Origin of the sequence: Dialister hominis (genome assembly GCF_007164725.1) — a bacterium.
Classification (GTDB): Bacteria; Bacillota; Negativicutes; order Veillonellales; family Dialisteraceae; genus Dialister; species Dialister hominis.
This window is the reverse complement of the sequence record NZ_AP019697.1, coordinates 509,874-535,000: the sequence shown is the minus strand read 5'-3', so window position 1 is coordinate 535,000 and position 25,127 is coordinate 509,874. Positions and strand designations below refer to the sequence as shown.

General features: G+C 50.7%; 22 protein-coding genes and 1 other annotated feature. Of the genes, 1 reads left to right on the top strand and 21 read right to left on the bottom strand.

Going from position 1 to position 25,127, the window contains the following annotated elements; genetic code table 11:
- The first annotated feature begins 108 nt into the window (after nt 1–108).
- Nucleotides 109–681 (top strand): hypothetical protein, encoded by a 573-nt coding sequence (locus Dia5BBH33_RS02475; protein ID WP_108849955.1) that lies wholly within the window; start codon nt 109–111, stop codon nt 679–681.
- 70 nt (nt 682–751) lie between these two features.
- Here Dia5BBH33_RS02475 and Dia5BBH33_RS02470 read toward each other — a convergent pair whose 3' ends face one another.
- From Dia5BBH33_RS02470 to Dia5BBH33_RS02370, 21 genes are all read right to left on the bottom strand, one after another.
- The gene (locus Dia5BBH33_RS02470) at nt 752–2,719 is read right to left on the bottom strand and encodes a sensor histidine kinase (protein ID WP_231939244.1); all 1,968 of its coding nucleotides are present in this window, start codon (nt 2,717–2,719) and stop codon (nt 752–754) included.
- Nucleotides 2,720–2,769: 50 nt separating this feature from the next.
- Nucleotides 2,770–3,459 (bottom strand): response regulator transcription factor, encoded by a 690-nt coding sequence (locus Dia5BBH33_RS02465; RefSeq protein ID WP_108849957.1) that lies wholly within the window; start codon nt 3,457–3,459, stop codon nt 2,770–2,772.
- Nucleotides 3,460–3,565: 106 nt separating this feature from the next.
- The gene (pstB, locus tag Dia5BBH33_RS02460) at nt 3,566–4,381 is read right to left on the bottom strand and encodes a phosphate ABC transporter ATP-binding protein PstB (RefSeq protein WP_143332308.1); all 816 of its coding nucleotides are present in this window, start codon (nt 4,379–4,381) and stop codon (nt 3,566–3,568) included.
- The gene (gene pstA / locus Dia5BBH33_RS02455) at nt 4,381–5,316 is read right to left on the bottom strand and encodes a phosphate ABC transporter permease PstA (RefSeq protein WP_022381648.1); all 936 of its coding nucleotides are present in this window, start codon (nt 5,314–5,316) and stop codon (nt 4,381–4,383) included. The genes pstB and pstA overlap by 1 nt, the downstream gene beginning before the upstream one ends.
- Nucleotides 5,313–6,224, bottom strand: coding sequence for a phosphate ABC transporter permease subunit PstC (gene pstC, locus Dia5BBH33_RS02450; RefSeq protein WP_022381647.1), 912 nt, complete (start codon nt 6,222–6,224; stop codon nt 5,313–5,315). Before pstC ends, pstA begins: the two co-directional genes overlap by 4 nt.
- Nucleotides 6,225–6,384: 160 nt before the next feature.
- Nucleotides 6,385–7,269: a phosphate ABC transporter substrate-binding protein gene (locus Dia5BBH33_RS02445; RefSeq protein ID WP_143332307.1), complete on the bottom strand. Its 885-nt coding sequence runs from the start codon at nt 7,267–7,269 to the stop codon at nt 6,385–6,387.
- A 515-nt stretch (nt 7,270–7,784) separates the two neighbouring features.
- Nucleotides 7,785–9,062, bottom strand: coding sequence for a phosphoribosylamine--glycine ligase (gene purD, locus Dia5BBH33_RS02440; protein ID WP_022383115.1), 1,278 nt, complete (start codon nt 9,060–9,062; stop codon nt 7,785–7,787).
- Between the two features lie 14 nt (nt 9,063–9,076).
- Nucleotides 9,077–10,618 carry a bifunctional phosphoribosylaminoimidazolecarboxamide formyltransferase/IMP cyclohydrolase gene (gene purH, locus Dia5BBH33_RS02435; RefSeq protein WP_022383116.1) on the bottom strand — a complete coding sequence of 514 codons (1,542 nt, stop codon included), beginning with the start codon at nt 10,616–10,618 and terminating at the stop codon, nt 9,077–9,079.
- A gap of 77 nt (nt 10,619–10,695) precedes the next feature.
- The gene (gene purN / locus Dia5BBH33_RS02430; RefSeq protein WP_022383117.1) at nt 10,696–11,316 is read right to left on the bottom strand and encodes a phosphoribosylglycinamide formyltransferase; all 621 of its coding nucleotides are present in this window, start codon (nt 11,314–11,316) and stop codon (nt 10,696–10,698) included.
- 208 nt (nt 11,317–11,524) lie between these two features.
- The gene (locus Dia5BBH33_RS02425) at nt 11,525–12,706 is read right to left on the bottom strand and encodes an aminotransferase class I/II-fold pyridoxal phosphate-dependent enzyme (RefSeq protein WP_022383118.1); all 1,182 of its coding nucleotides are present in this window, start codon (nt 12,704–12,706) and stop codon (nt 11,525–11,527) included.
- A 72-nt stretch (nt 12,707–12,778) separates the two neighbouring features.
- Nucleotides 12,779–13,930 (bottom strand): N-acetyldiaminopimelate deacetylase, encoded by a 1,152-nt coding sequence (locus Dia5BBH33_RS02420; protein WP_108849960.1) that lies wholly within the window; start codon nt 13,928–13,930, stop codon nt 12,779–12,781.
- The gene (dapD, locus tag Dia5BBH33_RS02415) at nt 13,930–14,643 is read right to left on the bottom strand and encodes a 2,3,4,5-tetrahydropyridine-2,6-dicarboxylate N-acetyltransferase (protein ID WP_022383120.1); all 714 of its coding nucleotides are present in this window, start codon (nt 14,641–14,643) and stop codon (nt 13,930–13,932) included. The genes Dia5BBH33_RS02420 and dapD overlap by 1 nt, the downstream gene beginning before the upstream one ends.
- A 240-nt stretch (nt 14,644–14,883) precedes the next feature.
- Nucleotides 14,884–15,942 (bottom strand): phosphoribosylformylglycinamidine cyclo-ligase, encoded by a 1,059-nt coding sequence (gene purM / locus Dia5BBH33_RS02410; protein ID WP_108849961.1) that lies wholly within the window; start codon nt 15,940–15,942, stop codon nt 14,884–14,886.
- Nucleotides 15,943–15,961: 19 nt separating this feature from the next.
- Entirely contained in the window at nt 15,962–17,383 is a 1,422-nt protein-coding gene (gene purF / locus Dia5BBH33_RS02405; protein WP_143332306.1) for an amidophosphoribosyltransferase, read from the bottom strand.
- A gap of 155 nt (nt 17,384–17,538) precedes the next feature.
- Nucleotides 17,539–18,402 (bottom strand): phosphoribosylaminoimidazolesuccinocarboxamide synthase, encoded by an 864-nt coding sequence (locus Dia5BBH33_RS02400; RefSeq protein WP_108850913.1) that lies wholly within the window; start codon nt 18,400–18,402, stop codon nt 17,539–17,541.
- 26 nt (nt 18,403–18,428) lie between these two features.
- Nucleotides 18,429–18,920, bottom strand: coding sequence for a 5-(carboxyamino)imidazole ribonucleotide mutase (purE, locus tag Dia5BBH33_RS02395; RefSeq protein WP_022383124.1), 492 nt, complete (start codon nt 18,918–18,920; stop codon nt 18,429–18,431).
- Between the two features lie 456 nt (nt 18,921–19,376).
- Entirely contained in the window at nt 19,377–20,372 is a 996-nt protein-coding gene (dusB, locus tag Dia5BBH33_RS02390; protein ID WP_022383125.1) for a tRNA dihydrouridine synthase DusB, read from the bottom strand.
- Nucleotides 20,373–20,508: 136 nt separating this feature from the next.
- Nucleotides 20,509–21,867: a M20/M25/M40 family metallo-hydrolase gene (locus tag Dia5BBH33_RS02385; RefSeq protein WP_162501749.1), complete on the bottom strand. Its 1,359-nt coding sequence runs from the start codon at nt 21,865–21,867 to the stop codon at nt 20,509–20,511.
- A 122-nt stretch (nt 21,868–21,989) separates the two neighbouring features.
- Complete coding sequence (locus Dia5BBH33_RS02380) at nt 21,990–22,862, bottom strand: transporter substrate-binding domain-containing protein (protein WP_022383127.1); 873 nt, start codon at nt 22,860–22,862, stop codon at nt 21,990–21,992.
- 59 nt (nt 22,863–22,921) lie between these two features.
- Nucleotides 22,922–23,153 (bottom strand) — a binding site (T-box leader).
- 74 nt (nt 23,154–23,227) lie between these two features.
- Nucleotides 23,228–24,241: an alpha/beta hydrolase gene (locus Dia5BBH33_RS02375; RefSeq protein ID WP_143332304.1), complete on the bottom strand. Its 1,014-nt coding sequence runs from the start codon at nt 24,239–24,241 to the stop codon at nt 23,228–23,230.
- A gap of 56 nt (nt 24,242–24,297) precedes the next feature.
- Nucleotides 24,298–25,125, bottom strand: a complete 828-nt coding sequence (locus tag Dia5BBH33_RS02370; protein WP_022383129.1) for an amino acid ABC transporter ATP-binding protein — start codon at nt 25,123–25,125, stop codon at nt 24,298–24,300.
- Between the last annotated feature and the right edge of the window lie 2 nt (nt 25,126–25,127).

Sequence of the window (25,127 nt, the reverse complement as noted above, 5' to 3'; positions counted from 1 at the left end):
AAAGCAGCCTTTCCGGCCTTGTTTTTACACCTTGAACTGATTTTGACATTCTTTTTTCTTCTTTTTCAACTATAATAGAGATAAGACATTGTGAAAGGAGTTGGTTTCATGAAAAAAATTCTGATCTCTGCAGCGATCTGCTCCATGCTCTTCACGGCCGGCGCTTCTGCCAACTGGATCACGGGCGAGCCTTCCATCATGGCGGTCAATGGAGGCGAAGCTGCTTTCCACACCTCTCTTAGTTCAGCCCAGCGCCTGGACATCAACCTGACAAGCGGAACTTCCGGAAAGGCTGACATGATTTTCTCAGCCGAAGGCTATGACGACTCACTGACGCTTTCTTCCCTTCCGGTCAAGGCGGTCACCGAGACTGGAACGAACGGTGCGACTTATACGGATTCCAAAGTCACTGTTACGCCTCTTATCAATGACGGCAACGGGCAGCGTTTCTACCTGGTTGATACAGGAGACGGCCTTGGCATGACAATCGTTGCTTACAGCAAGGGCTCTTTCAAGACTGCCTTTTCCACTTCTTCTTTTCCGGAGACTTACGGAACCGGTTCTTTCGAAGTATCAAAGAAAGCAATCCTCTTCCACGGCAAGAACGCAAATGGTGAATCCACCTACACTCTTACATACGACAAGAAGACAGGACTGTTCAACGCAGCAAAGAATGCCTGATTTCTGATAAGCCTCTTTCAGGCATTAAAAAACCATGAAGGTCATTTGATCTCCATGGTTTTTTAGTGTCTTATTTCTTTTTCTTGGATTCGTCGTCTTCTTTAGACGGAGCATCCTTTGTATGGTCAGAGTTTTTCTTCTTTGACTTCTTGTTCTTTTTAAGCTTCTTTCCCTTATGGTGGAATTTGGCTTCTTCGTCTTTCTTTTGAGCCTCTGCCTTTTCTGACTCTTCTTTCTTGGCTGCTTCTTCTCTTGCCTTATCTTCTTCTGCTTCCAGTGCCGCCAGACGCCCGGACTCAGCGTCGGCTGCTTCCTTCTTGGCAGTAAGGGCTTCTGCGTTTTCCTTGTTCACATCGGCATCAGAAAGGCGCGGGAGGATAGCGGTAACCGTGGTTCCTTCTCCTTCTACACTGCTGATGTTCAAAGTACCCTTATGTTTTTCGACAATATGCTTGCAGATGGCAAGACCCAGGCCGCTTCCACCCGTTGCCTTGGTGCGGCTTTCGTCGGCGCGGTAGAATCTTTCGAAGACTCTTCCCTGCTTTTCCTTCGGAATGCCTATGCCGTTATCCGATACGGAAATAGTAAGCTTGTCCTCGCCTTCCGGTGCAAGGCGCACGGAAATATGGCCGCCCTGGTGGTTGTATTTTACGCTGTTGTCCAGAAGGTTCATGATGAGCTCGGAAAGAAGCGCAGGATTGCCATAGGTATAGAGAGGCTGCGCATCAATGTCGATCGTCACGCCTTTGGCATCTGCCTGCGGCTTGATGAGATCAGCGGCATAGCGGACAAGGCTGTCCACGGATACCGTTTTCCATGTAATCGTTGTTTCTGTTTCTTCCACCTTGGAAAGGTGCATGATTGTATCAATGAGCGTCAGCATGCGCTGGGACTCATTCATGATACGGCTGCCGAAAAGACGCACGTCTTCCGGTTTCTGGTACATGCCGTTTGCAATCATTTCAGCAAAGCCGCTGATGGATGTCAGTGGCGTCTTCAGTTCATGCGAAACGTTTGCAGAGAATTCGCGGCGCATCTTCTCTGCGGTGTATGCAGCTGTCAGGTCGCGCAGAACGATCAGGAGGCCCTTCTCCTCGTCATCATTCAGCTCGATATGATTCATGACCATACGGTAAGGACGGCCGAAAAGCGTCATGGTATATTCCTGGCGTCCTTCAGCGTGGTATGCGCGGCCGATGGCGCGCAGCCAGTCTTCGTCATGATAAAGGCTTGCGATTCTTCTGTAGCGTTTGTCTTCTTTCAGTCCGAAGAGTTCTTCGACGGTCTTGTTGTAATCGACAATTTCCTTGTCTTCATTCAAAAGGATAATGCCGTCCGCAATCGTATCGACGACAGTGCGGATCGTATTTCTTTCTTCCTCGATATCTTCCAGATAGTTCTCTATATCGTTGTGCTGTTCTTCCAACTTTGCAATCAAAGGCTGGAGTTCCTTGTAATCGTCAGGCAGCTTATGAGCGGGCCTGCCTTCCATGATCTGCTGGACCAGATCTCCCAAAAGATGAAACGGCCTGAGAATTTTTTCTGTCTCCTTCTCGGCAGCCGCGAGGCATCCAACCATGAAAACAAGGAGGAATACGATGATTTCAGGTAAATAGGAGGAGAATCCCCTGTAAGGAATCGCTCTTTCTACGGATATACGAAGTATCGTGTCATCAGGAGCCATTGTCGCATAATAGTTCTTCGGCGTATCGTTGCCTTCCTTATGGACTTCGTAAGCGCTGCCTTTATCGAGTGCTTCCTGAACGACAGTATTCGTCAGATAATCCCCTCCCGGATCAGGCTTGCTGTCATACAGAACGGTTCCATCTGTGTTCATCCATACGATGTGCATTTTCTCGTGATTTTCCTTGAACATGCGGTCCAGGTACTCTTCACTTCGTGCTTCATCTGATTTCGATAATGCCTGTGCCATTGTTTCCGTCAAATGACCGACTTCATGGCTGAACTGGTCCTGCATGCCCTGATAATAAAGAATGGCAGACAGCAGGAACGTCAGCAGTACCGAAATAATCCCCATTGATAGGAGACTCCTATATACTCTTGCTCTCATTTATCTCTCCTGGTTTCTTATGATTTTCGATCCCCCAGACGGTAGCCAACACCTCTTACTGTGCGGATGGCAGAGCCTTCGCTCCCGAGTTTCTGGCGCAGACTCATGATATGCATATCAATGGTTCTGCTTTCCATCTCGAAGGGTGAATCCCAAACGGCCTGCATGATCTGGTCGCGGGATAAAACGATGCCTTTATTTAATATCAAATAGCACAATAAGTCAAATTCTTTTAATGTGAGCTGTACTTCTTTTCCATCAACAGTTACGATATGCTGCTCCTGATCGACGGAAATCTTGCTGTATGTAAGAAGTTTTCTCCCTGCTTCCGGCGCTTTTTTCGTTCTTCTAAGTACAGAGCGTATTCTGGAAAGGAGTTCCATAATACCAAAAGGTTTTGTTACATAATCATCGGCGCCGAGATCGAGTCCCTGCACGATATCAAATTCAGTAGTTTTTGCTGTCATCATGATGACGGGAACATTCTGCAGCGGGCCTGCGCTGCGGATTTTCTTCAGAATGGAAAGTCCGTCCTCTCCGGGGAGCATGATGTCAAGCAGAATGAGATCGGGCACGTCCTTCTGGACGGCTTCATAAAATTCGCCCGAATCGCCGAATCCCTCTACTTTATATCCCTGCCCTCTCATGGCATAACTGACAAGTTCCCTGATACTTTCATCATCTTCTACGCAGTAAATTAACGGCATAATCGTCTCCTCGTAAAATAACAGATACTGAAAGCCGGCGGTCCATGCCTTCCGATCGAAGTCATAGAACCCGCCAGTTCGTCACTACTTATATTCTACCATAGTATCAGCCGAAATTGCCGGAAATATAGCGCTGTGTTCTTTCCATTTCCGGATGTTCAAAAATTTTCTCGGTATTGCCGTATTCAACCATTTCCCCTAAGTAGAAGAAAGCTGTCTTGTCGGCGATACGCTGTGCCTGCTGCATGTTATGTGTAACCATGATGACCGTGTATTCTTCCTTCAGCTTGACAGCCAGTTCTTCAATGTGAGCTGTGGAAATCGGGTCAAGTGCGGATGTTGCTTCGTCCATCAGGAGGACATCAGGTTCAACGGCAAGAGCTCTTGCGATGCAGAGACGCTGCTGCTGGCCGCCGGAAAGTCCGAGTGCGGATTTATGGAGACGGTCTTTCAGTTCGTCCCAGATTGCTGCCTGGCGAAGGCTCTTTTCAACGACTTCATCAAGATCGGATTTCTTGGTGATGCCTTTGAGTCTTGGACCGTAAGCAACGTTGTCATAAATGCTCTTCGGGAACGGGTTCGGCTGCTGGAATACCATGCCTACATGACGGCGGAGAACGATCGGATCGATTTCGGTGTATGCATTGACGCCGGAGAGAAGGATATCCCCTTCTACGCGGCAGCCCGGAACGAGGTCGTTCATGCGGTTCAGCGTGCGCAGGAATGTGGATTTGCCGCAGCCGGATGGTCCGATGAGAGCGGTAATCTGATTCTTTTCAATGCGCAGGTTGACGTCCTTCAGTGCCTGGAAAGCGCCGTAGTAGAGATCTACATGACTGCAGGAAAAACTGATATTGTTGTAAACTGAGATCTCTGCTGCTGCCTGATTGGCGCGCAGCGCTAAGTATTCATTAGTTGTCATTATGAATTTTCTCCTTCTGTCTTTTTAGACACATAGCGGCTTACCAGACGGGCGCCGATGCTGAATACAAGAACCATGACCATTAATACTGCTGATGCTGCAGCTGCGGTATCGGATGCGGAAGCTCCCACGCCTTCTGTGCGGGCTGCCCATACCTGAAGTGAAAGTGTTTCACCGGGGCGGAACGGGTTGAGCGGGCATACAGGAGAGGTGATATCCCATACCTGCCAGCTGATGTCGGTACTCATGCCGGCTGTGTAAAGAAGAGCTGCTGCTTCGCCGAAGCCTCTGCCGGCTGCCAGGATGATACCTGTTACAATCGGTCCGACAGTCGCCGGAAGCATGACTTTCCAGATTGTTTCGAAGTGTGTAGCTCCGAGTGCCAGGCTGCCTTCTTTATAACCTTTCGGGAGTGCTACGAAAGCATCGTATGTCGTTGCAGTAATGAGCGGCAGGGAAAGAATCGATGCGGCGAGCGCGCCGGAGAACAGATTCCACTGGGATCCTGCCATGATGATGAATACCAGATAACCAAACAGGCCGACGACGATCGAAGGAAGGGAAGAAAGCGTTTCGATTGCGATGCGGAAAGCGCTGCTTGCGCGTCCTGGCGGAGCATATTCTGCCATGTAAACGCCTGCCATGATTCCGATCGGGCAGGAAATCAGAAGGGAAAGAACGACGAGGTATACGGTGTTGAAGAACTGATTACCGATGCCCGTTGCCTCAAAGGAGAAGATTTCAGGTCTGAAAGCCTGAATGCCGCCCCAGACTACATAGAGTGTAAAGAAAATCAGAAGTAAAACGAATGCGCCGGATACGACATAGAATACGCCTGTTGCCAGCTGATCTGCCAGATGCGCTCTTTTGAGCGAACCGCTTGCCTTGCGCAGTTCGGAAGCCGGATCTCTAATTTCTGCGGCTGAGGTTGTCATGCGATTCTCTCCTTTCTAGCTGCGATCAGGTGGATCACAAGGATGAATAAAAGGGAAATGATAAAGAGCAGGAGTGCCATGGACCAGAGAGCTGCATTGAATTCCCCGCCGTCCATTGCGCCGCCCATATCAGAAGCAATGGCTGCTGTAAGGGAGTTTGTCGGAGCCAGGAGGCTGTCCGGGAATGCTCTCATCTTGCCGATAACCATGGAAACCGCAAGTGCTTCGCCGAAGGCTCTTGCAAGGCCGAGGACGATAGCGGTCAGGATGCCTGGGAGGGCAGCCGGGAGAAGGACTTTGTAAATCATCTGCCAGCGTGTCGAACCAAGTCCGTAAGCGCCTTCTACATATTTGTTATTGACGCTTCGGATCGCATCGGCGGAAACCGAGGTAATTGTCGGGTAAATCATGACGGAGAGCACGATGCCGGCTGCCAGTACGGACTGGCCGTGCGGCAGGTCGAATATTCTCTGGAGGAGAGGAACGAGTACGACAAGGCCGACCCAGCCATAAACGACAGATGGAATACCGACGAAGATTTCAACAGCCGGACGGATGATTCTTTCTCCGAGCTTCGGTGCGATCTGTGTCATGAATACGGCAGTTGCCAGACTGAATGGTACGGAAATGACAAGTGCCAGTGTACAGGTCAGGATGGAACCCCAGATGTAGATAGCTGCGCCGACCTGGCCGCCGCCCATTTCTGTATCTGATGGTTTCCATGCGGATGAGAAGAGGAATTCTCCGATAGAATGATGGAACTGGGTAAAGGTAAGCATCCCTTTCGCCAGAAGGAAGGCACCGATAGCAATCGTCAGCACGATGAGGAACATACCGCAGAGGACCGCGAGGCTCTTTCCGAAATATTCTCTGCGGAACATGTGCTGCTGCCGCATATTTTGATCCATAAGAACTCCTTTTGTCTTTAACTTTCCTTTATTATATTAATAATTTACATAAATGAATTTTTCTTTATAAACAGGAAGGGCAGCCGCACATTTGTGCAGCCGCTCTTCTGTGTTCTGTACGGTTTTATGACTCTTCAGTAAGGTGTTTCCAGGGCTTGGATTATTTCTTCATCTTGGAAGCTACGCCGTAGCCCTGTTTTTCGATTTCATGGCCGTATTCGTCAGACTGGATGTAGGCAAGGAAAGCTTTGACTGCGTCTTTAGCTTCGCCCTTGGTGTACATGTGTTCATAGCCGTATACCGGATAGGTGCCGTTGTAGGTGTTTTCCAGTGTCGGAGCTACGCCATCGATAGCGATTGCTGCAACGTCTTTATTGTTGACGAGGTAGGACAGTGCTACGTATCCGATAGCGCCCTTGGTCTGAGCAACGCTCTGCATCAGTGTGCCGGAGTCGTCGGTTTCCAGGGACTTGTTGGAAGCTTCTTCCTTGCCGCCGAGAGCCAGTTCAGTGAAGAGTGCTCTGGTGCCGGAAGTGGTCGGACGGGTTACGAGGACGATCGGTTCATCTGGGCCGCCAACATCTTCCCAGTTGGTCACCTTAGCGGTGAATACGTCCTGCAGCTGCTGTTTGGTCAGGGACTTAACAGTTTCAGCGACATCCTTGTTGACAACCGGTGCTACGGTCAGGACAGCGACCTTGTGGTCAACCAGGTCTTTTGCTTTTTCCTTCGGGAGCTTTGTTTCAGCCGGTACGTCAGACATGCCGATGTTTACGGATCCTTCAGCAACCTGTTTCAGGCCTGTGCCGGAGCCGCCTGCATTCAGTGTCAGGGAAACTTCAGGGTTCTTTGTCTTGAACTTTGCTGCTGCATCCTTCGCGAGCGGAAGAAGTGCAGAAGAACCGGAAACGGTGACCTGACCGGTAACCTTTGCTCCAGAAGCAGCGCCGCTCTTAGCCGGTGCGGAGTTTCCGCCGCCGCAGCCTGCGACTGCTACGATTGCTGCTGAAGATACTGCCAGTGCCATCCATTTTTTAAGTTCCATTTTTATCCTCCTTGAAATGACTTGCTGTTTTTAATGGTTTTGTGATGTTTTTAGTTTATCGAACGGTTGTAAAAACCAAAGAGGGAGATGCGTCTAATTTCCGTCTACTTTGTAAAATGGATGTAAACAATAGCGAGCAAATGAACACAATTATTACTCTGTACAGTGTTTATCCCTTTCTCCCCTCCTTTCCATTGTTCCCACGTAAAGAGGGACTGTGACAAAATCCGCTGAAACGCTGTTTTTCCCTTTTCTCGAGCGGAGTTATATAAGTTTAAAGCAAATAAGAACTGATTCCTTTTGTTGTTTCGCAGAGCTGTCTCCGTAGGAGAAAGTGGCGCGCATGCGCCGAAAACAGCAGTTTCTAAGAAGGCGAAGCATCCTTTGTGGTTTTCAGATAACACAAATATATAAACGTGTTGGATAATCCACTAATCGAATATGCCAACACAAAAAGGACTTTGGCAAAATGATTACACATTTTGTCAAAGTCCCTTTCTTATTTCCTTATGAAATTACTGATGATCCTTCAGGTGCTTGATGCCCTTGTCAGCGATGTCGTGACGGTACTGCATGCCCATCCAGTGGATGCGGGAAACGCCCTTGTAGGCTTTTTCCTTGGCTTCTTCCAGCGTCGGGGCAATGGCGACAACATTCAGCACGCGGCCGCCATTGACGACGAATTCGCCGTTCTTCTTAGCAGTGCCTGCATGGAATACGATGCAGTCTTCCTTCTTGGCATCTTCAATGCCGCTGATGATTTCGCCGGATGTATGGGAAGCAGGATAACCGCCGGACGCCAGGACGACATCGACAGCATAGCCGTCTTTCCATGTCACTTCTTCATGTGTAAGTTTTCCGTTGACGCAGTCGAGCATGATTTGTGCAAGATCGCCATCGAGAAGCGGAAGTACAGCTTCTGTTTCCGGATCGCCGAAGCGGCAGTTGAATTCAACGACCTTCGGTCCTTCATCGGTGATCATGAGACCTGCATAGAGGCAGCCTTTGAATGGATATCCTTCCTTCTTCATGGCAGCTGCCATCGGACGGAGGATTCTTACATTGGCTTCTTCAATGAGTTCACGGGTCATGACCGGAGCAGGAGCATAGGCGCCCATGCCGCCGGTATTCGGGCCGGTATCCCCGTCGCCGATTCTCTTGTGATCCTGGGAGGAAACCATCGGAACGACAGTCGTTCCGTCGCAGAAGCAGAGAACGCTCGCCTCCTCGCCTGTCATGAATTCTTCAATGACAACGGAGCGGCCTGCATCGCCGAAGGAATTGCCTTCGAGCATATCCTTGACAGTATGGGTGGCTTCTTCCAGATCCTTGGCAATGATGACGCCCTTGCCTGCTGCAAGTCCGTCAGCCTTGATGACAATCGGGAAGGACTGTGTCTTCAGGTATTCGACAGCTTTGTCTTCGTCAGTGAATACTTCATAGGCGGCTGTCGGGATACCGTATTTCTTCATGAGAGATTTTGCAAAGCTCTTGGAGCCTTCAATGCGGGCTGCCGCTTTGGGCGGGCCGAAGAAAGCAAGTCCTTCTGCCTCGAACTGATCGGCAAGGCCTTCGGTCAGAACCGTTTCTGGTCCTGCTACGGTCAAATCGATCTGCATGAGTCTTGCGAAATCCAGAATATCTTCATTGCTCTTTACCGGAACGAGGGAGGCGATGTCTGCCATGCCTTCATTGCCCGGGACTGCATAAAGTTCTGTAACGGAAGGACTCTGGGAGAGCTTCCAAAGCAGCGCATGTTCGCGTCCGCCGCTTCCAATAACCAATACTTTCATTTAAACTTCCTCTCTTAGCTGTGACGGAAATGACGGTGACCGGTGAATACCATGGCAATGCCGTACTTGTTGGCCATATCGATGGATTCCTGATCCCTGATGGATCCGCCTGGCTGAATGACAGCGGTTACGCCTGCCTTGCCTGCGGCTTCAATGGTATCGCCGAACGGGAAGAATGCATCGGAGCTCATGACGGAGCCCTTGGATTTTTCTCCTGCTTCAGCAATGGCAATGTCAGCTGCGCCGACGCGGTTCATCTGTCCAGCACCGACGCCGAGTGTTACGTCCTTGCCGGTCAGAACGATAGCATTGGATTTGACATGCTTGACGATCTTCCATGCAAATTCCAGTGCCTGCCATTCTTCTTCTGTCGGAGCACGGTCAGTTACGACCTTGCAGTCTTTTCTTGTTTCAGCGCTGTTGTCCGGTGTCTGTACGAGAAGTCCGCCGGAAACCTTGTGCAGCTGGAGTTCTTCTTTTTCGGAAGATGGTACTTCGATCAGACGGATATTTCTCTTCGTGCTGAGGATGTCGAAAGCTTCCTTGGAGAATTTTGGAGCCATGACGACTTCGAAGAAAATCGGCTTCATAGCTTCAGCGGTTTCCTTGTCGCATTCACGGTTCATGGCAACGATGCCGCCGAAAGCAGATTTGCTGTCAGCGTCGAAGGCTCTCTGGAATGCTTCAAGAGCTGTGCTTCCAAGAGCGGTGCCGCATGGGTTCGTGTGCTTGACGATGACGCATGCCGGCTGGTCTTTCCATTCGCAGGCAAGATCCCATGCTGCTTCCATATCAACGATATTGTTGTAGGAAAGTTCCTTGCCGTGGAGCTGCTTGGCAGCAGCGATGCCGCCTGTTGCTTCCGGATCCTTGTAGAATGCAGCTTTCTGATGCGGGTTTTCGCCGTAGCGCAGGTCCTGCAGCTTGACATAAGCCATGCTGTAAATATCCGGCAGTGTATCGTTATCCCCATTAACCTGTTTTGTCAGATAGTCAGCGATAGCGCAGTCGTAAAGGCCTGTGTGGAGAAATGCCTTTCTGGAGAGGTCCAGACGGAATTCATCAGTCAGCTGGTCATTTTTAATTCTTTCAAGAATGTCATCATACTGCTTGGGATCGACGACAACAGCAACGTACTTGTAGTTCTTTGCTGCTGCACGGACCATGGACGGGCCGCCGATATCGATGTTTTCGATAGCTTCAGCTCTGGTGACATCAGGCTTTGCAATGGTTTCCCTGAACGGGTACAGGTTGACGGCTACGAGGTCGATGCCTGTAATGCCGTGTTCCTTCATGGCCTTGACATGTTCCGGGTTGTCACGGATAGCAAGGATGCCGCCGTGGATCATCGGATGCAGTGTCTTGACTCTGCCATCCATCATTTCCGGGAAACCGGTAACTTCAGAAACAGATTTTACAGGAATGCCTGCATCTGCGATTGCCTTCATGGTTCCGCCTGTGGAAATGATTTCCACGCCGAGTTCATGAAGTCCTCTTGCGAAATCTACAACACCTGTCTTATCAGATACGCTGATAAGCGCTCTTTTGACTGCCATTATAACTCCTCCTTTGTGAACGGCCCGTTTCCGGGCGATACTATGTGAATCTGAAATCATCAGATATTCAGTCTGAATTAATGGTGGCCGTGCATGCCGGAAACATGGTGCCCTTCAATCGTAAGCTCATCCCTGCAGTAAGCAGCGACAGCGCGGACGTAGGAAGGATGTTCCTGTTCCAGGATGCGGGCGGACAGCGTGTCTTCCGTATCATCATCATAGACGGGAACTGCAGTCTGCGTGATGATCGGGCCGTCATCAAGGCCCGTTCCGACGAAGTGGACCGTGCAGCCTGCGACTTTGACGCCGGCTTCAATGGCCTGTCTCTGGGCATGAAGCCCGCGGAAGCTCGGAAGCAGAGCCGGATGGATGTTGATGATCCGGTTCGGGAATGCATGAATCAGATTTTCTCCGCAGATTCTCATGTAGCCGGCAAGGCAGATGAGATCGGGCTTATATGATACAGCTGCTTCGAGGAGGGCATCATTGAAAGCTGCCTTGTTCTCGAAGGATTTTAATTCGATGACCGTGGAGGGTACATTCCAGCGCCTGGCTCTTTCAAGGACCTGCGCTCCTGCGTGATCACAGATGACGCCAACGACCTCTCCGTTGACTGTCCCGTTTTCGCAGGCTTCATGGATGGCTTCGGCGTTTGAGCCGCGGCCTGATGCAAATATTACAATTCTCTTTTTGTTCATACACGAAATCCTCAAAGTAAATAGTTCCTGTCTGCCAGTTCTCTGTTTTCAACAAAGACTGGTCTGACAAGCTGGCAGCATTCCATCCGAAGGCAGGAAATTTTGCCTGATTTTACGGTTGCCTTTCCTATGGAAATCCAACTGATTATAGCATTTATCTGATACGGGACGATACCTGGAGCGGCGCTCTGCGCCTCCCCGCCTGATTTCAGATATGGCTGACAAACTCTTCGAGACGGTTCATTGCCTCTTCGATTTTCTCATCGGATGCCGCATAGGAAATTCTTACGTATCCTTCGCCGCCGCTTCCAAAGACGGATCCCGGGATAATTCCCAGCCTGCCTTCCTTGGCCAGTCTTAATGCAAAAGCAAAGTCGTCTGTTCCGAATTCCTTCGGGATCTTGGCAAATACATAGAATGCGCCCTCCGGCACTGCCATTTCAAATCCCATCTTGCGCATGCGGCCCACCATATAATCTCTGCGGTGCCTGTATGCTTCCCTGAAGACAACCGGATCGTTATCTCCATGATTCAACGCTTCAACAGCAGCAGCCTGTGCGGAGTCATTGATGCAGGTCACCATAAATGCATGCATCTTTGTGACTGCACCGATTAGCTGGGAAGGTCCGGCCACGTATCCTAAACGATACCCGGTCATGGCATGGGACTTGGACAAGCCAGAAATCAGCAAAGTCTGTCCCGGAAGACGGGTTGCCAGGGATGAATGCTCCGCATCATAAGTCAGTTCGGAGTAGATTTCATCCGCCAGAACCAGCAGATGATGTTCTTTCAGGATTTCAGCCAGTTCATCGAGCAGCTTGGCCGAATAGGAACGTCCTGTCGGGTTCGACGGATAATTGAGGAGGATAGCCTTGACGCTGCTTCCTTCCTCTTCAAGCACCTTTTTCAGACGTTCCGGAGTCAGTACAAAACCCTCCGGAGCCGTATTGATCATGACGACCTCTGCTCCTGTAAGGGAAATGAGCGGGAAGTACAGAGGGAAAACCGGTGTCGGCACAAGGACCTTGTCTCCCGGATTCAGGAGAGCAAATGTGCAGGCAGCCAGTGCTTCTGTTGCCCCGACAGCAACTACGATTTCGGAAGCCGGATCATAGTCGACATTTCTTGTGCGTTTCAGATACGCTGCGATGGCTTCCCTAAGTTCAATCTTTCCGGCTGACTGGGAGTAATGGGAATCGTCTTCTGCAATGCTCTTGACCGCAGCCATTTTGACGTGGTCAGGCACAGCAAAATCCGGTTCGCCCAATGTTAATTTGATAATTCCCGGGACAGATGAAATTTCATTGTCAAATGCACGAATCGCTGACGGCGGTACCTCTGTCAGCTTCTGATTAATCATCCCGCTTAATTCTGAAATAACTGATGGCATACAATCTACCTCCTGTTTCCTGTCCATCGGGATCATGTCTCTCTGGAGGACAAATTCAGTTCTATTATAAAATTACTCTTCTGTAATCATGCGGTATTCTAAGAATTCAGTAATGGCTGTTATCCCCTTTTGGATAGCCCCTTCCTTAGGGCTCATGGAAGATTCATGGAGCTGGGCTCCGCCATCAACGCCCAGCCAGAACATGGTTCCCGGAAACTGATGCAGAAGATAACCGAAGTCCTCTCCTGTCATGGCAGGCGGCACTTCCTCATAGACTACATCAGGATTTTCCTGCATGAATCTGATGAAGCGCTTTGTCAGCACAGGATCATTCTCAACAGGGAAATATCCGCCCTGATTGAGTCCCAGCCTGACTTCCACTTCAAAGCTTCTCTCAATTCCTTCGCAGATTTCCTGAACACGTTCCTTGATCTTTTCGATCATCACCTGTGTCAGGCCGCGTATCGTTCCTTCAAGGCGCGCATGATCGGCAATGACATTCCTGATCGTGCCTGCCTCGAATTTTCCAAGGGTAATGACCCCAGATTCTATCGGATTGATCGAGCGGGAAATGATTGTCTGCACTTGCATGACAAGGGCGCTGGCAGCCACGACGGCATCCTTTGCATCCTGCGGGAATGCAGCATGGCCGCCCTTGCCGATCACATCGATATTGACTTCAGTCGTGCCGGCAAAGAGTGTTCCCATACGGCATCCGATAACCCCTGTCTGCATTTTCGGGTTTACATGGAGTCCGTAAAATTCATCCGGACGCCATTCTCCTTCGAAGAGGCCGAGTTCGTAGGCACGCTTTCCGCCTGCTTCGCTTTCTTCGGCAGGCTGGAAGAAAAATACCAGATTGTCCTTCGGCTGGTGGCTTGCAAAATAATCCAATACGCCAAGTGCGACTGTCATATGCATATCATGGCCGCAGGCATGCATTTTTCCCGGATGCTGCGATGCGTACGGAAGTCCTGTTTTTTCATCAACAGGAAGTCCGTCGATATCCGTCCTGTACCCGATTGTCCGGGACGGGTCGGATCCCTGCACTCTTACCAGTATCGCAGTCGGAAGCTCTTTCGGCTCCAGGATTTTCAAAAACTTCTGGTCCATCATGCCGATCACCTGCATGAGGAATGCATGTGTTTCCACTTCTTCCAGTGCGACTTCCGGTATCTGGTGCAGATGACGACGGATCGTGATCAGATCGTCCTCTTTGAGCATTACAGATTCCTCAATTCTTCTTCCAGACCGGTTTTTGATGTGGTCTTTGCGTCTACGTCCTTGATATAGCGGGCAGGAGATCCTGCTACTACGGTATGCGGAGCGACATCATGAATGACGATGGCTCCTGCGGCAACGACTGCGCCTTCACCGATGTGAACGCCTTCGATAACAACAGCATTGGCTCCGATCAGGACATCGTCGTCGACACGTACCGGTTCAGCAGATGCCGGTTCAACAACGCCTGCCAGTACAGTGCCTGCACCGATATGGCAATGCTTGCCGACAATAGCGCGTCCGCCGAGGATAGCTCCCATATCAATCATGGTGCCTTCTCCGATTTCAGCTCCGATGTTGATGATAGCTCCCATCATGATGACGGCATTGTTTCCGATCAGTACCTGATCGCGGATGACAGCGCCTGGTTCAATGCGTGCATTGATGTTCTTTGTATCCAGAAGCGGAACAGCAGAATTTCTAGCTTCATTTTCAATTCTGACTGCGTCAAAATCTTTTGCATGCTCATCCAAAAACGGCTTTACTTCTTTCCAGTCGCCAAAGAGGATTCCTGTCCTGCTTTCTACAAAGGCATCCACTCCCTCCGGATATGTCAGGGAGTCAAGGTTTTTTCCTTTTACATATACTTTGACAAATGTTTTCTTAGGAGCGCTGCCTATGAAATTGATGATGGACTGTGCATCTAATTGTGCCATAATATATCTCCTTTTCTTCTTATCTGCCTTGGGCCATGCCCTTTCCTAAAACCAGGTATTTTTATTATATCGAAATCGGGGTAAGAATCGTATTCCCCTGGATATATAATCATTTCAGGAAATTCTGGCACAAATTTTCAAGTTCGGCTGCCTTTCTTCCGCGCGGGCAGCTCATATTTTCAGATGGTTTTTAATGAAAAGCCAGACTCCGCTCAGAAGTCCGGCTATCATTTAAGGCAATTATTTATTAAACAAGCCGCCCGTCACAATGACGTCCTGGCTGCCTTCAGTAATTTCGCCGACTTCGTAAACCGGTTCATTGATGGAAGCGAGGATTTCCTTTGCCTTTTCTGCTTCCTCGCGGGTGAGAATCAGGAGCATGCCAAGACCGCAGTTGTATGTACGGTACATTTCATGTGGATCGACGCCTCCCAGATTCATCAGGAACGGGAATACAGGAAGCATCGGCCAGAGATCGGCATTCAGTACAGCGCGGGTGCCCTTTGGAAGGACTCTCGGGATGTTGTCGTAGAAGCCGCCGCCAGTGATATGGACGAGACCTTTGACGTCAGCGCCCTTCAGTACCGGCAGGACCGGTCTCGGATAGAGGCGGGTCGGTGTGAGGAGGACTTCGCCAAGAGGCTTATCGAAGCCTTCATACGTTTCCTTCAGGGACAGGTTGTTGTCCTCGATGATGCGGCGTACGAGGGAGTATCCATTGGAATGGACACCGGTGGACGGAAGTCCGAGAATGACATCGCCAGGAGCGATTGTTTCGCCTGTGATGAGGTCTTTCTTGTCAACGATGCCGACAGCAAAGCCAGCTACATCGTAATCGCCTTTGGCATAGAAACCTGCCATTTCAGCGGTTTCGCCGCCGAGGAGTGCGCAGCCGGATTCGATGCAGGCATTGGCAACGCCTTTGACGATTTCAGCCATCAGTTCTGGTTCGAGCTTTCCGGTAGCAATGTAGTCCAGGAAGAAGAGCGGTCTTGCGCCCTGTACGAGGACGTCATTGACGCTCATGGCAACGCAGTCCTGGCCGATGGTATCATGGATGCCCATTTCAATGGCAAGGCGCAGCTTTGTGCCTACGCCGTCAGTGCCGGATACGAGAACCGGATCATCTGTCAGTTCATCCTTCAGGCGGAAAAGGCCGCCAAAGCCTCCCAGATCTCCCAGAACGCCTCTGGTGTATGTTGCCTGGACTGATTCCTTGATCAGTTCCACTTCTCTTTCGCCAGCATCGATATCAACGCCGGCTTCCGCGTAAGTCAGGCCTTTTTTCTTTTCAGTCATGTCCCTATTCACCCTTGTCCTATTCTTCCTCTTCCATGCCGCCCAGACCGTTGTTCGGTACGGGTTCCGGATAAATGCCGTCAAAGCAGGCAAAGCACATATCCGTCTTCTTCAGTTCGGAAATCGATTCAGCGAGGCCTTCCTGCGAGAGGTAATGGAGCGCATCGGCGCCGATCATCTTGCAAATTTCCTCTGTTGGATACTTAGCGGCGATCAGCTGCTTTCTTTCAGCGGTATCAATGCCGAAGAAGCATGGATATCTGACTGGCGGCGAGCTGATGCAGAGTTTGATTTCCTTGGCGCCTGCGTTTCTCAGAAGGTTGATGATGATGCCACTTGTCGTGCCGCGGACGATGGAGTCATCGACGAGGATGATTCTCTTTCCTTCGACATTCATGCGGATCGGGTTCAGCTTCATGCGGACGGCTCTTTCACGCTGCTTCTGTCCCGGCTGGATGAAGGTGCGTCCCATGTACTTGTTCTTGAGAAGGCCTTCCACGAAAGGAATGCCGGAAGCCTGGGCATATCCCAGAGCTGCCACGTTGCCGGAATCCGGCACGCTCATGACGACGTCTCCGTCGAAATGGGTTTCTTCCCAGAGCTTTTTGCCCATGTTGAGGCGGGCCTGATAAATGCCCTGTCCGTTCATGATGGAATCCGGACGGGCGAAGTAAATATATTCGAAGGAGCAGATTCCGTGACGGTGATTTTCCACCGGGCAGTACATGGTGGAACGGACACCGTTGTCATCGATGGAAACAATTTCGCCCGGAAGGATGTCCCTGACGAATTTTGCATCAATGGCATCGAGAGCCGGTGTTTCAGAAGCCAGCACCCAGCCCTTTTCCGTCCTGCCCAGTACGAGCGGGCGGTAGCCGAAAGGATCGCGGCAGCCGTAGAGTGCATCATTCGTGCATGCTACGATGGCATATGCGCCATGGATTTCATCCATCAGTTCAATGAACTTTTCTTCTTCTGTTTTTCTTCTGCTTCTTGCCAGAAGCTTGATAATGACTTCGGTATCCATGGAAGTCTGGAACGTGGAGCCTTCCAGAAGCAGTCTTCTGCGAAGGTTCTTCGTGTTGACCAAGTTGCCGTTATGTGCCAGCGCCATCGATCCGTCTATGCTGTCAGCCTGCAGCGGCTGTACGTTGGCTGGAATCGAAGAGCCTGTGGTGGAATAACGTACGTGTCCAATACCGATATGCCCGTCCTTTTCAGGTAAATGGCGGAAAACTTCGGTAACGAGTCCCATACCGCGGAAAGTCTCCATAACCTTTCCGTCAGACACTGTGATGCCGGCGCTTTCCTGGCCGCGGTGCTGGAGTGCGAAAATCCCGTAATAGGTCTCGGCTGCAGCAGACAATTCACGGTCAAAAATGCCAAATACCCCGCATTCTTCATGGGGCTTGTCATCATAGATATCAATACTTTTATACATTCCGGAATTCTCCTGACTTTCTGTAAACAGCAGGAGGGATAATCCCTCCCATTTTTTCTGGGGAGCACCCGCCAGAGCGGGATATAAAATGCGGCGGCTTTCCTCCCCGCTCCCGGGCGGAAGGAAAGCCTTTCCCGCACTCTGTGAATACGATCTTAGAACTTGATGCCGGTCAGAAGTTCATATGCTTCTTTGTAAATGGCAATCGTCTTGTCGATGATTTCCTGCGGAACGGTATCTCCAGGATGAGCCTTGAGGTAGTCTCTCAGGAACTGCTTGTCGAAGGACGGCTGGCCGTGGCCTGCTTCATAGCCCTTTGCCGGCCAGAAGCGGGAGTTGTCTGGTGTCAGCATTTCGTCGCCCAGGACAATGTTTCCTTCCTTGTCGAGGCCGAATTCGAATTTGGTATCAGCGATGATGATGCCTCTTTCGAGAGCATAGTCAGCGCACTTGTTGTAAAGCGCGAGTGTCAGTTCAGACAGTTTTTCCATGTATTCTTTGCCCTTGCCCGGGAAGAACTTTTCGACCCATTCCACGCCTTCTTCCATGGAAATGTTCTGGTCATGTTCACCGACAGGAGCCTTGGTGGACGGGGTGAAGATCGGCTGCGGAAGCTTCTGGCATTCCTTCAGGCCTTCCGGAAGAGTGATGCCGCAGACTTTGCCGTCTTTCTGGTATCCTTCCCAGCCGGAACCTGTGATGTATCCGCGGACGATGCATTCTACCGGGATCATGTCGAGCTTCTGTGTCTTCATGGAACGGCCTTCAAATTCTTCAGTCTGGAAGAATTCCGGCATATCCTTTGTGTCGATGGAAATCATGTGGTTCGGAACGATGTCCTTTGTGAAATCGAACCAGAATTCAGACATGCGGTTCAGAACGACGCCCTTCTGCGGGATCGGGTCTTTCAGAATGTTGTCGAAAGCGGAAACGCGGTCAGTGCAGACCATAACGAGGCTGTCGCCCAGATCATAGAGTTCACGTACCTTGCCGGATTTGAATGGTTTGTATTCTTTCATTTCGTTTTCTCCTTTGGAGGCCTTCATTAACGGCCCAATTCCTTCTGCAGTTTTTCATCTTTTCTGTAAATTTCAGCAGCGGCTTCTTCGCGGTATTCCTTGTACTTTCTGTACAATTCACGATCGGAGACAGCTCCGATTTCAATAGCGAGGAAGGCTGCATTCTTCGTGCCGTCAATGGCAACGGTAGCTACCGGGATTCCGGATGGCATCTGCACAATGGAGAAGAGCGCATCCATACCGTCGAGCTTTGCGCCGGAGAGCGGTACGCCGATGACTGGTCTTAAAGTCAGGCTGGCTACCACACCCGGAAGGGCTGCTGCCATGCCAGCGCCGGCAATGAATGCGCCTGCGCCTTTTTCTTCTTCTGCCGCAACAAATTCAGCCAGTTTCTTTGGCGTGCGGTGAGCGGAAGCAATGGCAACGTCATATGTAACGCCGAATCCGTCCAGGATTTCAAATGCTTTTTTCATGGCCGGCAGGTCGGAGTCACTGCCCATAACGATTCCTACATGCATTGTAATATCCTCCCTCTTTACGGCTTAGCCGTATAACAAAAAATCTCCTCTTTAGGGGTACACTATGCCAAAGACACAGACCCCCGTAAGAGGAGTGGTTTACAAGACCTGAAGAAACACACGGCAACAGAACAGGTCATTCGGGATACGATTTCATACGCCCGGATGCCTTCGGAAAACAGGACCATTTCAATGGACATCTTTTCTCCTCTCCGTAGTGAGATAAAAAAGCCTGCGCGCACAAACCTGCACAAGCTTCGACGATCACCACGCTCTATTACTCGCGTTCTTTAATCATTCTAATATTTCCCTTTTACCTTGTCAATAAAAATTGACTGTAAAAAGGTACCATATATGGCAAGACAACATGATTATAATGCATATCTTACCAATTCTTTATTTTTCCTAATGATTCTCTCGTCATGCATTCATTTCCATGAGAGAGTTCGGAAAGAATCAGATTTTTGACGGCTCGGTCAGATGCTTTTCTTCTTCATACCTGTCGATCGTCTCATTGAATTCCTTCTCGGTGAGCGCCTTCATGATTTCGCGGCGAAGGGCAGCGGCTTCAGGAAGTCCGTGGAAATAGCGGCTTGCATGCGCGCGCATTTCGCGGACGGCTGCATTTTCGCCCTTCTCAATGACAAGGCCGTGAAGATGCTCCCTTGCCATGGCAAGGCGTTCCTCCCAGGACGGCGGATCGATAATATCGCCATTTTCAAGGTATGCATTCACTTCCTTGAACACCCAGGGATTTCCCCAGGCAGCACGGCCGATGGCAACCGCGGCGCATCCTGTTTCTTCCAGAAGCGCTTTAGCCGATGGGCCGTCAACGACGTCCCCGTTTCCAATGACCGGAATCTTAACCGCCTTGACGACTTCGGCAATCTTCTTCCAGTCCGCCTTTCCTGTATAGAAATCTTCCCTTGTGCGTCCATGGACAGTAATGGCTGCTGCCCCTGCCTCTTCGACAGCCCTGGCAAGTTCCACGCAGTTTTCCGTATCCCTTGTCCAGCCAAGACGCATCTTGACCGTGATCGGGATATCCACGGCGCCCGCCATGGCCTTTACGATGGAAGCAGCCAGCGGAATATTCTTCATGAGCGCCGATCCGTCGCCGTTCTTAACGACCTTCTGCATCGGGCAGCCCATATTGATATCGATGATATCAGGACCCGCCTTTGCCATCTCGCGCGCCCCAAGCGCCATGATTTCAGGATCGCTTCCGAAAAGCTGGAGAGCTACCGGATGTTCATCCGGATCGATCTTCAGCATGTCTTCTGTCTTTCCGTTTTTATAATACAGCCCCTTGGCGCTGACCATTTCCGCTGTAGTCATGGATGCGCCGAAGCGCCTTGCTATGACACGGTACGCCAGATCGCTGACGCCCGCCATCGGAGCCAGTACGGCCCAGCCGTCAAGCTTGACAGTACCTATGACTGGTTTATCCATAATTCCCTCCCATTTCTGAAAAACATGTATATTGTACCATAGAAGGTATGCTCCTCCAAATAAATACAATATAAACGGACAATAAAAGAGCCCTGGCAAAATGTGAAGCCATTTCACCAAAGCCCTTATATATATTTTACTTATTATAATTGCCAAGGAATGTCTTGAAGAAATCAACAGGCATGTAGAGCTTGTCTACCGGCATCCTTTCATCCACCTGATGGGCTTCGCCCCATTTCGGTGTCTTTACGCGGCCGGAGAAGCGGAAAACAGCCGGGGATACTTCAGCATAGTTTCTGGAGTCTGAGGCGCCGAGCATGAGTTTTGGCACGATGGCTGTCTTTTCTCCATAGACTTCATGGATCGTATCACAGAGGAGTTCATAGACATCGCTGTCCGTGCTTCCTGCCCGTTTCGGATTTTCAGCAAAAGGAACTTTGACAAGAACGCCTTCGGAAATGATAGATTCCAGGTACTTCTTTACTGATTCCACAGTATCACCTTGAAGGATGCGGACGCTCATCGTTGCTTCTGCATGGGACGGAAGGACATTGGCCTGCGCGCTGCCCTCTGCCATCGTTACGGCAAATGTCGTATGAAGCATGGCATCCAGTGTCCTGTCCTTGGCTGCGAGTTTCTTGAGTTTTTTGAAATGCTTGCCCGGGTGGCGGTACACCTTGGCTGTCTTCTTGTCCTTGAAACGCGCTTCAGCCTTGAGGAAGGCTTTGACGAGCGGCGTCAAACGGTAGGGCATCGGATGTTCTTCGACAGCTGCGGCGGCCCTTGCAATATCGCCAAGCACTGTTCCCTTTCCGGGGCGGCTGGCATGTCCGCCATCCCCGTCCTTGTAGAGGACGAATTCATTCGGCGCTTTTTCTGCCAGTGCGACTTCCGCCCTCACGCCGCTTTCATTGTCGATGATATTTCCGCCTTCATCAAAAATGCAGGCCAGCTCGACGCCGTTTCTCTTCAGGTATTCTGCCGCCAGAATGGATCCCTTCTTGTCCGGTGTGCACTGCACTTCCTCATTGTGGCCAAAGGACAGGTAAATATCAAAGGAAGGCTTGAAATGTTCTTCCAGAAGTTCCTCGACAGCATCCATTTCGGCCGAGAGGAGCGACTTGCAGTCCTCCGATCCTCTTCCCCAGAGGAAACCATCTTCCACCTCGCCTGCAAAGGGCGGATGGCTCCACTGTTCTTCGCGTCCTGCCGGCACGACGTCCTGATGCGCCATCAGAAGGACAGGCTTCCTGTCCGGATTTTCAGACGGCCAGCGGAAAAGGAGGCTTGCCTTTCCGATCACCGTCAGTTCCAGTTTCTGATAGATCATCGGATATGTCGTCTGAAGGTACTGATGCAGCTCATCAAACCTGCTCCAGTCCGTATGCTCATCATTCACGCTTGATACAGAAAGAATCTGCACCAGCCCCTGCAGATGGCGCAGGTACTTTTCATTCCGGGCGCTGATTTCGGCTCCCTTGTTTTCCAAATCCATAGATCGTCCTTTCATTAAAGGAGGCGGGCCGCTTCCCTCGGTTGATCCGGGCTGCGATCCCGCCTCTTATTTTATACATATAATAAGGCTATCGTATCATTTAAACCGCCCAGAGGCAAATCTTACTTCTGTGCGTTGGCTTCATCCAGCTGATCGAAGAGGTTTCTGTGATACCATTTTTCAGAAATCTGCTTCAGAGTGCCATCCTTGGAGAGTTTTTCCAGGGCAGCTTCGATTTCATTGGCCAGTTCCTTTTCATCCTTGTTGACGATGAGAACGGTTTCATTGACTTTGATTGGCTTGTCGAGAGCGACAAGGTCCAGGTTCATAGCTTTGGCAATATCTTCTACACCGAGGTTGTTCGGGTAAACGAGCGCATCATACTGGCCGCTCTTCAGGGAGCTCAGACGTTCAGCCGGAGTCAGGCCGTCCTGGATCGGAACTTCCTTCAGAATGTTGTTATGTTCCTTGTTCCAGTCTGTCAGTACTTTGTAGATGCCGCCGTTCGGTGTGTTCGGAACGAGCTTGCCGCCGCCCTTGATGACATCTTCAAGGCTGTGGTACTTCGCTGCATTTTCCTTGCTCATGTATACTTCGACAGAAGATACGCCGATCGGTGTCTTCGGTACGATGTAATCCTTTTCACGGCGCGGTGTACGGTAGTAACCGCCGGCTGCGACCTTGGCATCTCCGGATTCCATCATGACATCCTGTGTTTCCGGCGGAACAGCCTGGAGATCGAGGTGGTAGCCCTTGAGGTTCTTATTGACTGCTTCCAGGATATCGTATTCATAGCCCTGTGTCCTACCGTTTTCATCGGTCCAGGAAAGCGGACGTTCCGTGCTGGAAAGAACGACCTTCACGTGTTTCTTTCCGTCAGCTGCTGCAGAAGCTGCAGAAGAAGCTGCCTTCTTGTCTCCGCCGCATCCGGCAATGAGTCCTGCTGCAAGGAATGAAATAAGTGCTGCTGCTGCGATTTTTGTTTTCTTGTTCATAAAGTTTCCTCCTCGTTGCCTTCCGGCTGTTGATTGCTAAATAAAAAAGTCCCTGTCCTTTTCAGGACGAGAGACTCGTGATTCCACCTAAATTCGCATACCTGTCGCCAGATATGCCTCTGAGAGTCCTAAGACCCTCTGCCCTGTATCGGGAGCGCCCGGGAAAGCCTACTGTCATTTCAGCCTTCGATGCTCGGAAATGCACTTCATCATCCTGTCCGCGTCCGCTCTCACCCTCCGGACTCGCTTTTACGGCTTCGGAATGACTACTCTTTTCGTCATAACATTATATTTGTTCTATTCGATATACCTACAATATCACTAATTTGACAGTATGTCAACGAGGAAGATGAAACTTGGTTTTCTTACCTGTCCAGTTCCTTTTCGATCATCCAGTCTTCCATGAGATCCGCGATTTCACGGTTATTCAGATCCTCGAAAGGGAAATGCGTATTTCCATGGATTCCGACGTCAGGAAGCCGTATGACACGGGCATCCCCGCCCTGCCGGTTGATTTCTTCTGCCATGTTTTCCGCTTCCATGCGGCGGACTCTCCAGTTGTCTTCGCCGCCCCAGCGTGTCATGTCGTCTGGAATATTGTCTCCGAAGATCATGAGGATCGGGATTTCCGTCAGCTTGTGGAAATCCCTCGGATCGACGCCTTCTGCCTTAAGAGCACCGAAGGGGCTTGTGGAAATCAATGGATCGGGCACATCGTCATCAGGAAAGAGGAATCCTACGCCGGGCTCCAGGGCAATGATGCCCCTGACATTGTCATTCTTCATGGCAGCGCGCCAGCCTGCGCCGGCTCCCTGCGAATGCGTCACGATGACAGAAGGCCCTGCACGGTCGATTGCCGCTGATAGCGTATCCGAGACAAGCTCGGCATCAAAGGTCCTCGTATCCGGTGTCACCCTCCGCCAGAGCTGGTCGGCGGCCTCTTCCCCTTCAGGAATCTGCACGCCGGGAAATCTTTCCGGATAATGGCCGAAGCGGAAAATATCAAACCAGAGCGCTTCGTCTGGTTTTGGCTCGACGGATGCACTTGTCAAAACACTCGCCGCCCTGCCGCGTCCCGGCTGGTCCATCAGGAATACCTTGTATCCCTTACGGAGGAATATCGTCTGGAATCCTTCGCGCCCGTCAGGCGTCGTCTCCCATGCGGCTCCGCTCTGCCCGGCTCCATGGAGGAACACGAGAGCGTTCGGCCTCGCATCCTTCGGCGCCTGATAAAACACATAGGCATGATCGACATGCTTTGTCTGTCCGGCAGGATCAAGCGCATGAGAAGGGTCATACGTCCCCTCCGCCTTCAGCGTCTTTCCGCCGGCAGAGAAACTTCCCTGCGCGGTCAATATGATCGGTTTTTCCTCATCCATCAGGAATCATCCCTTTCCCGTCATTTTTCTTTATTATACACCGGAAAGGAGAAAGCTTACATGAATCCCGGCATCGCGCTGACAGATGGAATACTCTTCACGGCTGCGCGCACTTCAGGGATTCCCTCCCTGTCTTCGGGGATATCTTCATGATCAAGAATGCGGCGCAGGAACTTTCTCGTCCTTGCCTCCTTCGGGTGGGTGAATACCGTCTCAGGATCTCCCTCTTCCACGATGACCCCGCCGTCCATGAAGATGACCTTGCTGGCCGCTTCACGGGCAAACTTCATTTCATGCGTGACCACAATCATCGTCACGCCGTCCTCTGCCAGCTTCTTCATGACAGAGAGGACACCGCCGACGAGTTCGGGATCCAGAGCTGATGTCGGTTCATCAAAGAAAATGACGTCCGGCTTGACTGCCATGGCTCTTGCAATGCCGACGCGCTGCTGCTGCCCTCCGGACAAGCGGGAGGGATAGTAATCCATCCTGTCTTCAAGGCCTACATCCCGGAGCGCTTTTCTTGCAATGCGCTCTGCTTCGTCCTTCTTCATGCCCCGCCCTGCCGTAAGGCCCAGCATGACATTTTCAAGCGCTGTCTTATTGGCAAAGAGATTGTAATTTTGGAAGACGAAAGCTGTCCGCTTCCTGACCCAGGCAATGTCCTTGGATGATGCATTGTGCATATCAAGCGACTTGTCTCCCAGCATCATCACACCTCCGTCTGCCTTTTCAAGGAAGGCAAGGGAACGGAGAAGCGTCGTCTTTCCGGAGCCTGAAGGCCCCAGAATCACAATGACATCTCCCTTTTCCACGCGCAGGCTCACATCCTTCAGTACTTCCTGTTTCCCGAAACTTTTCTTTACGTTTTTAATTTCCAGCATAG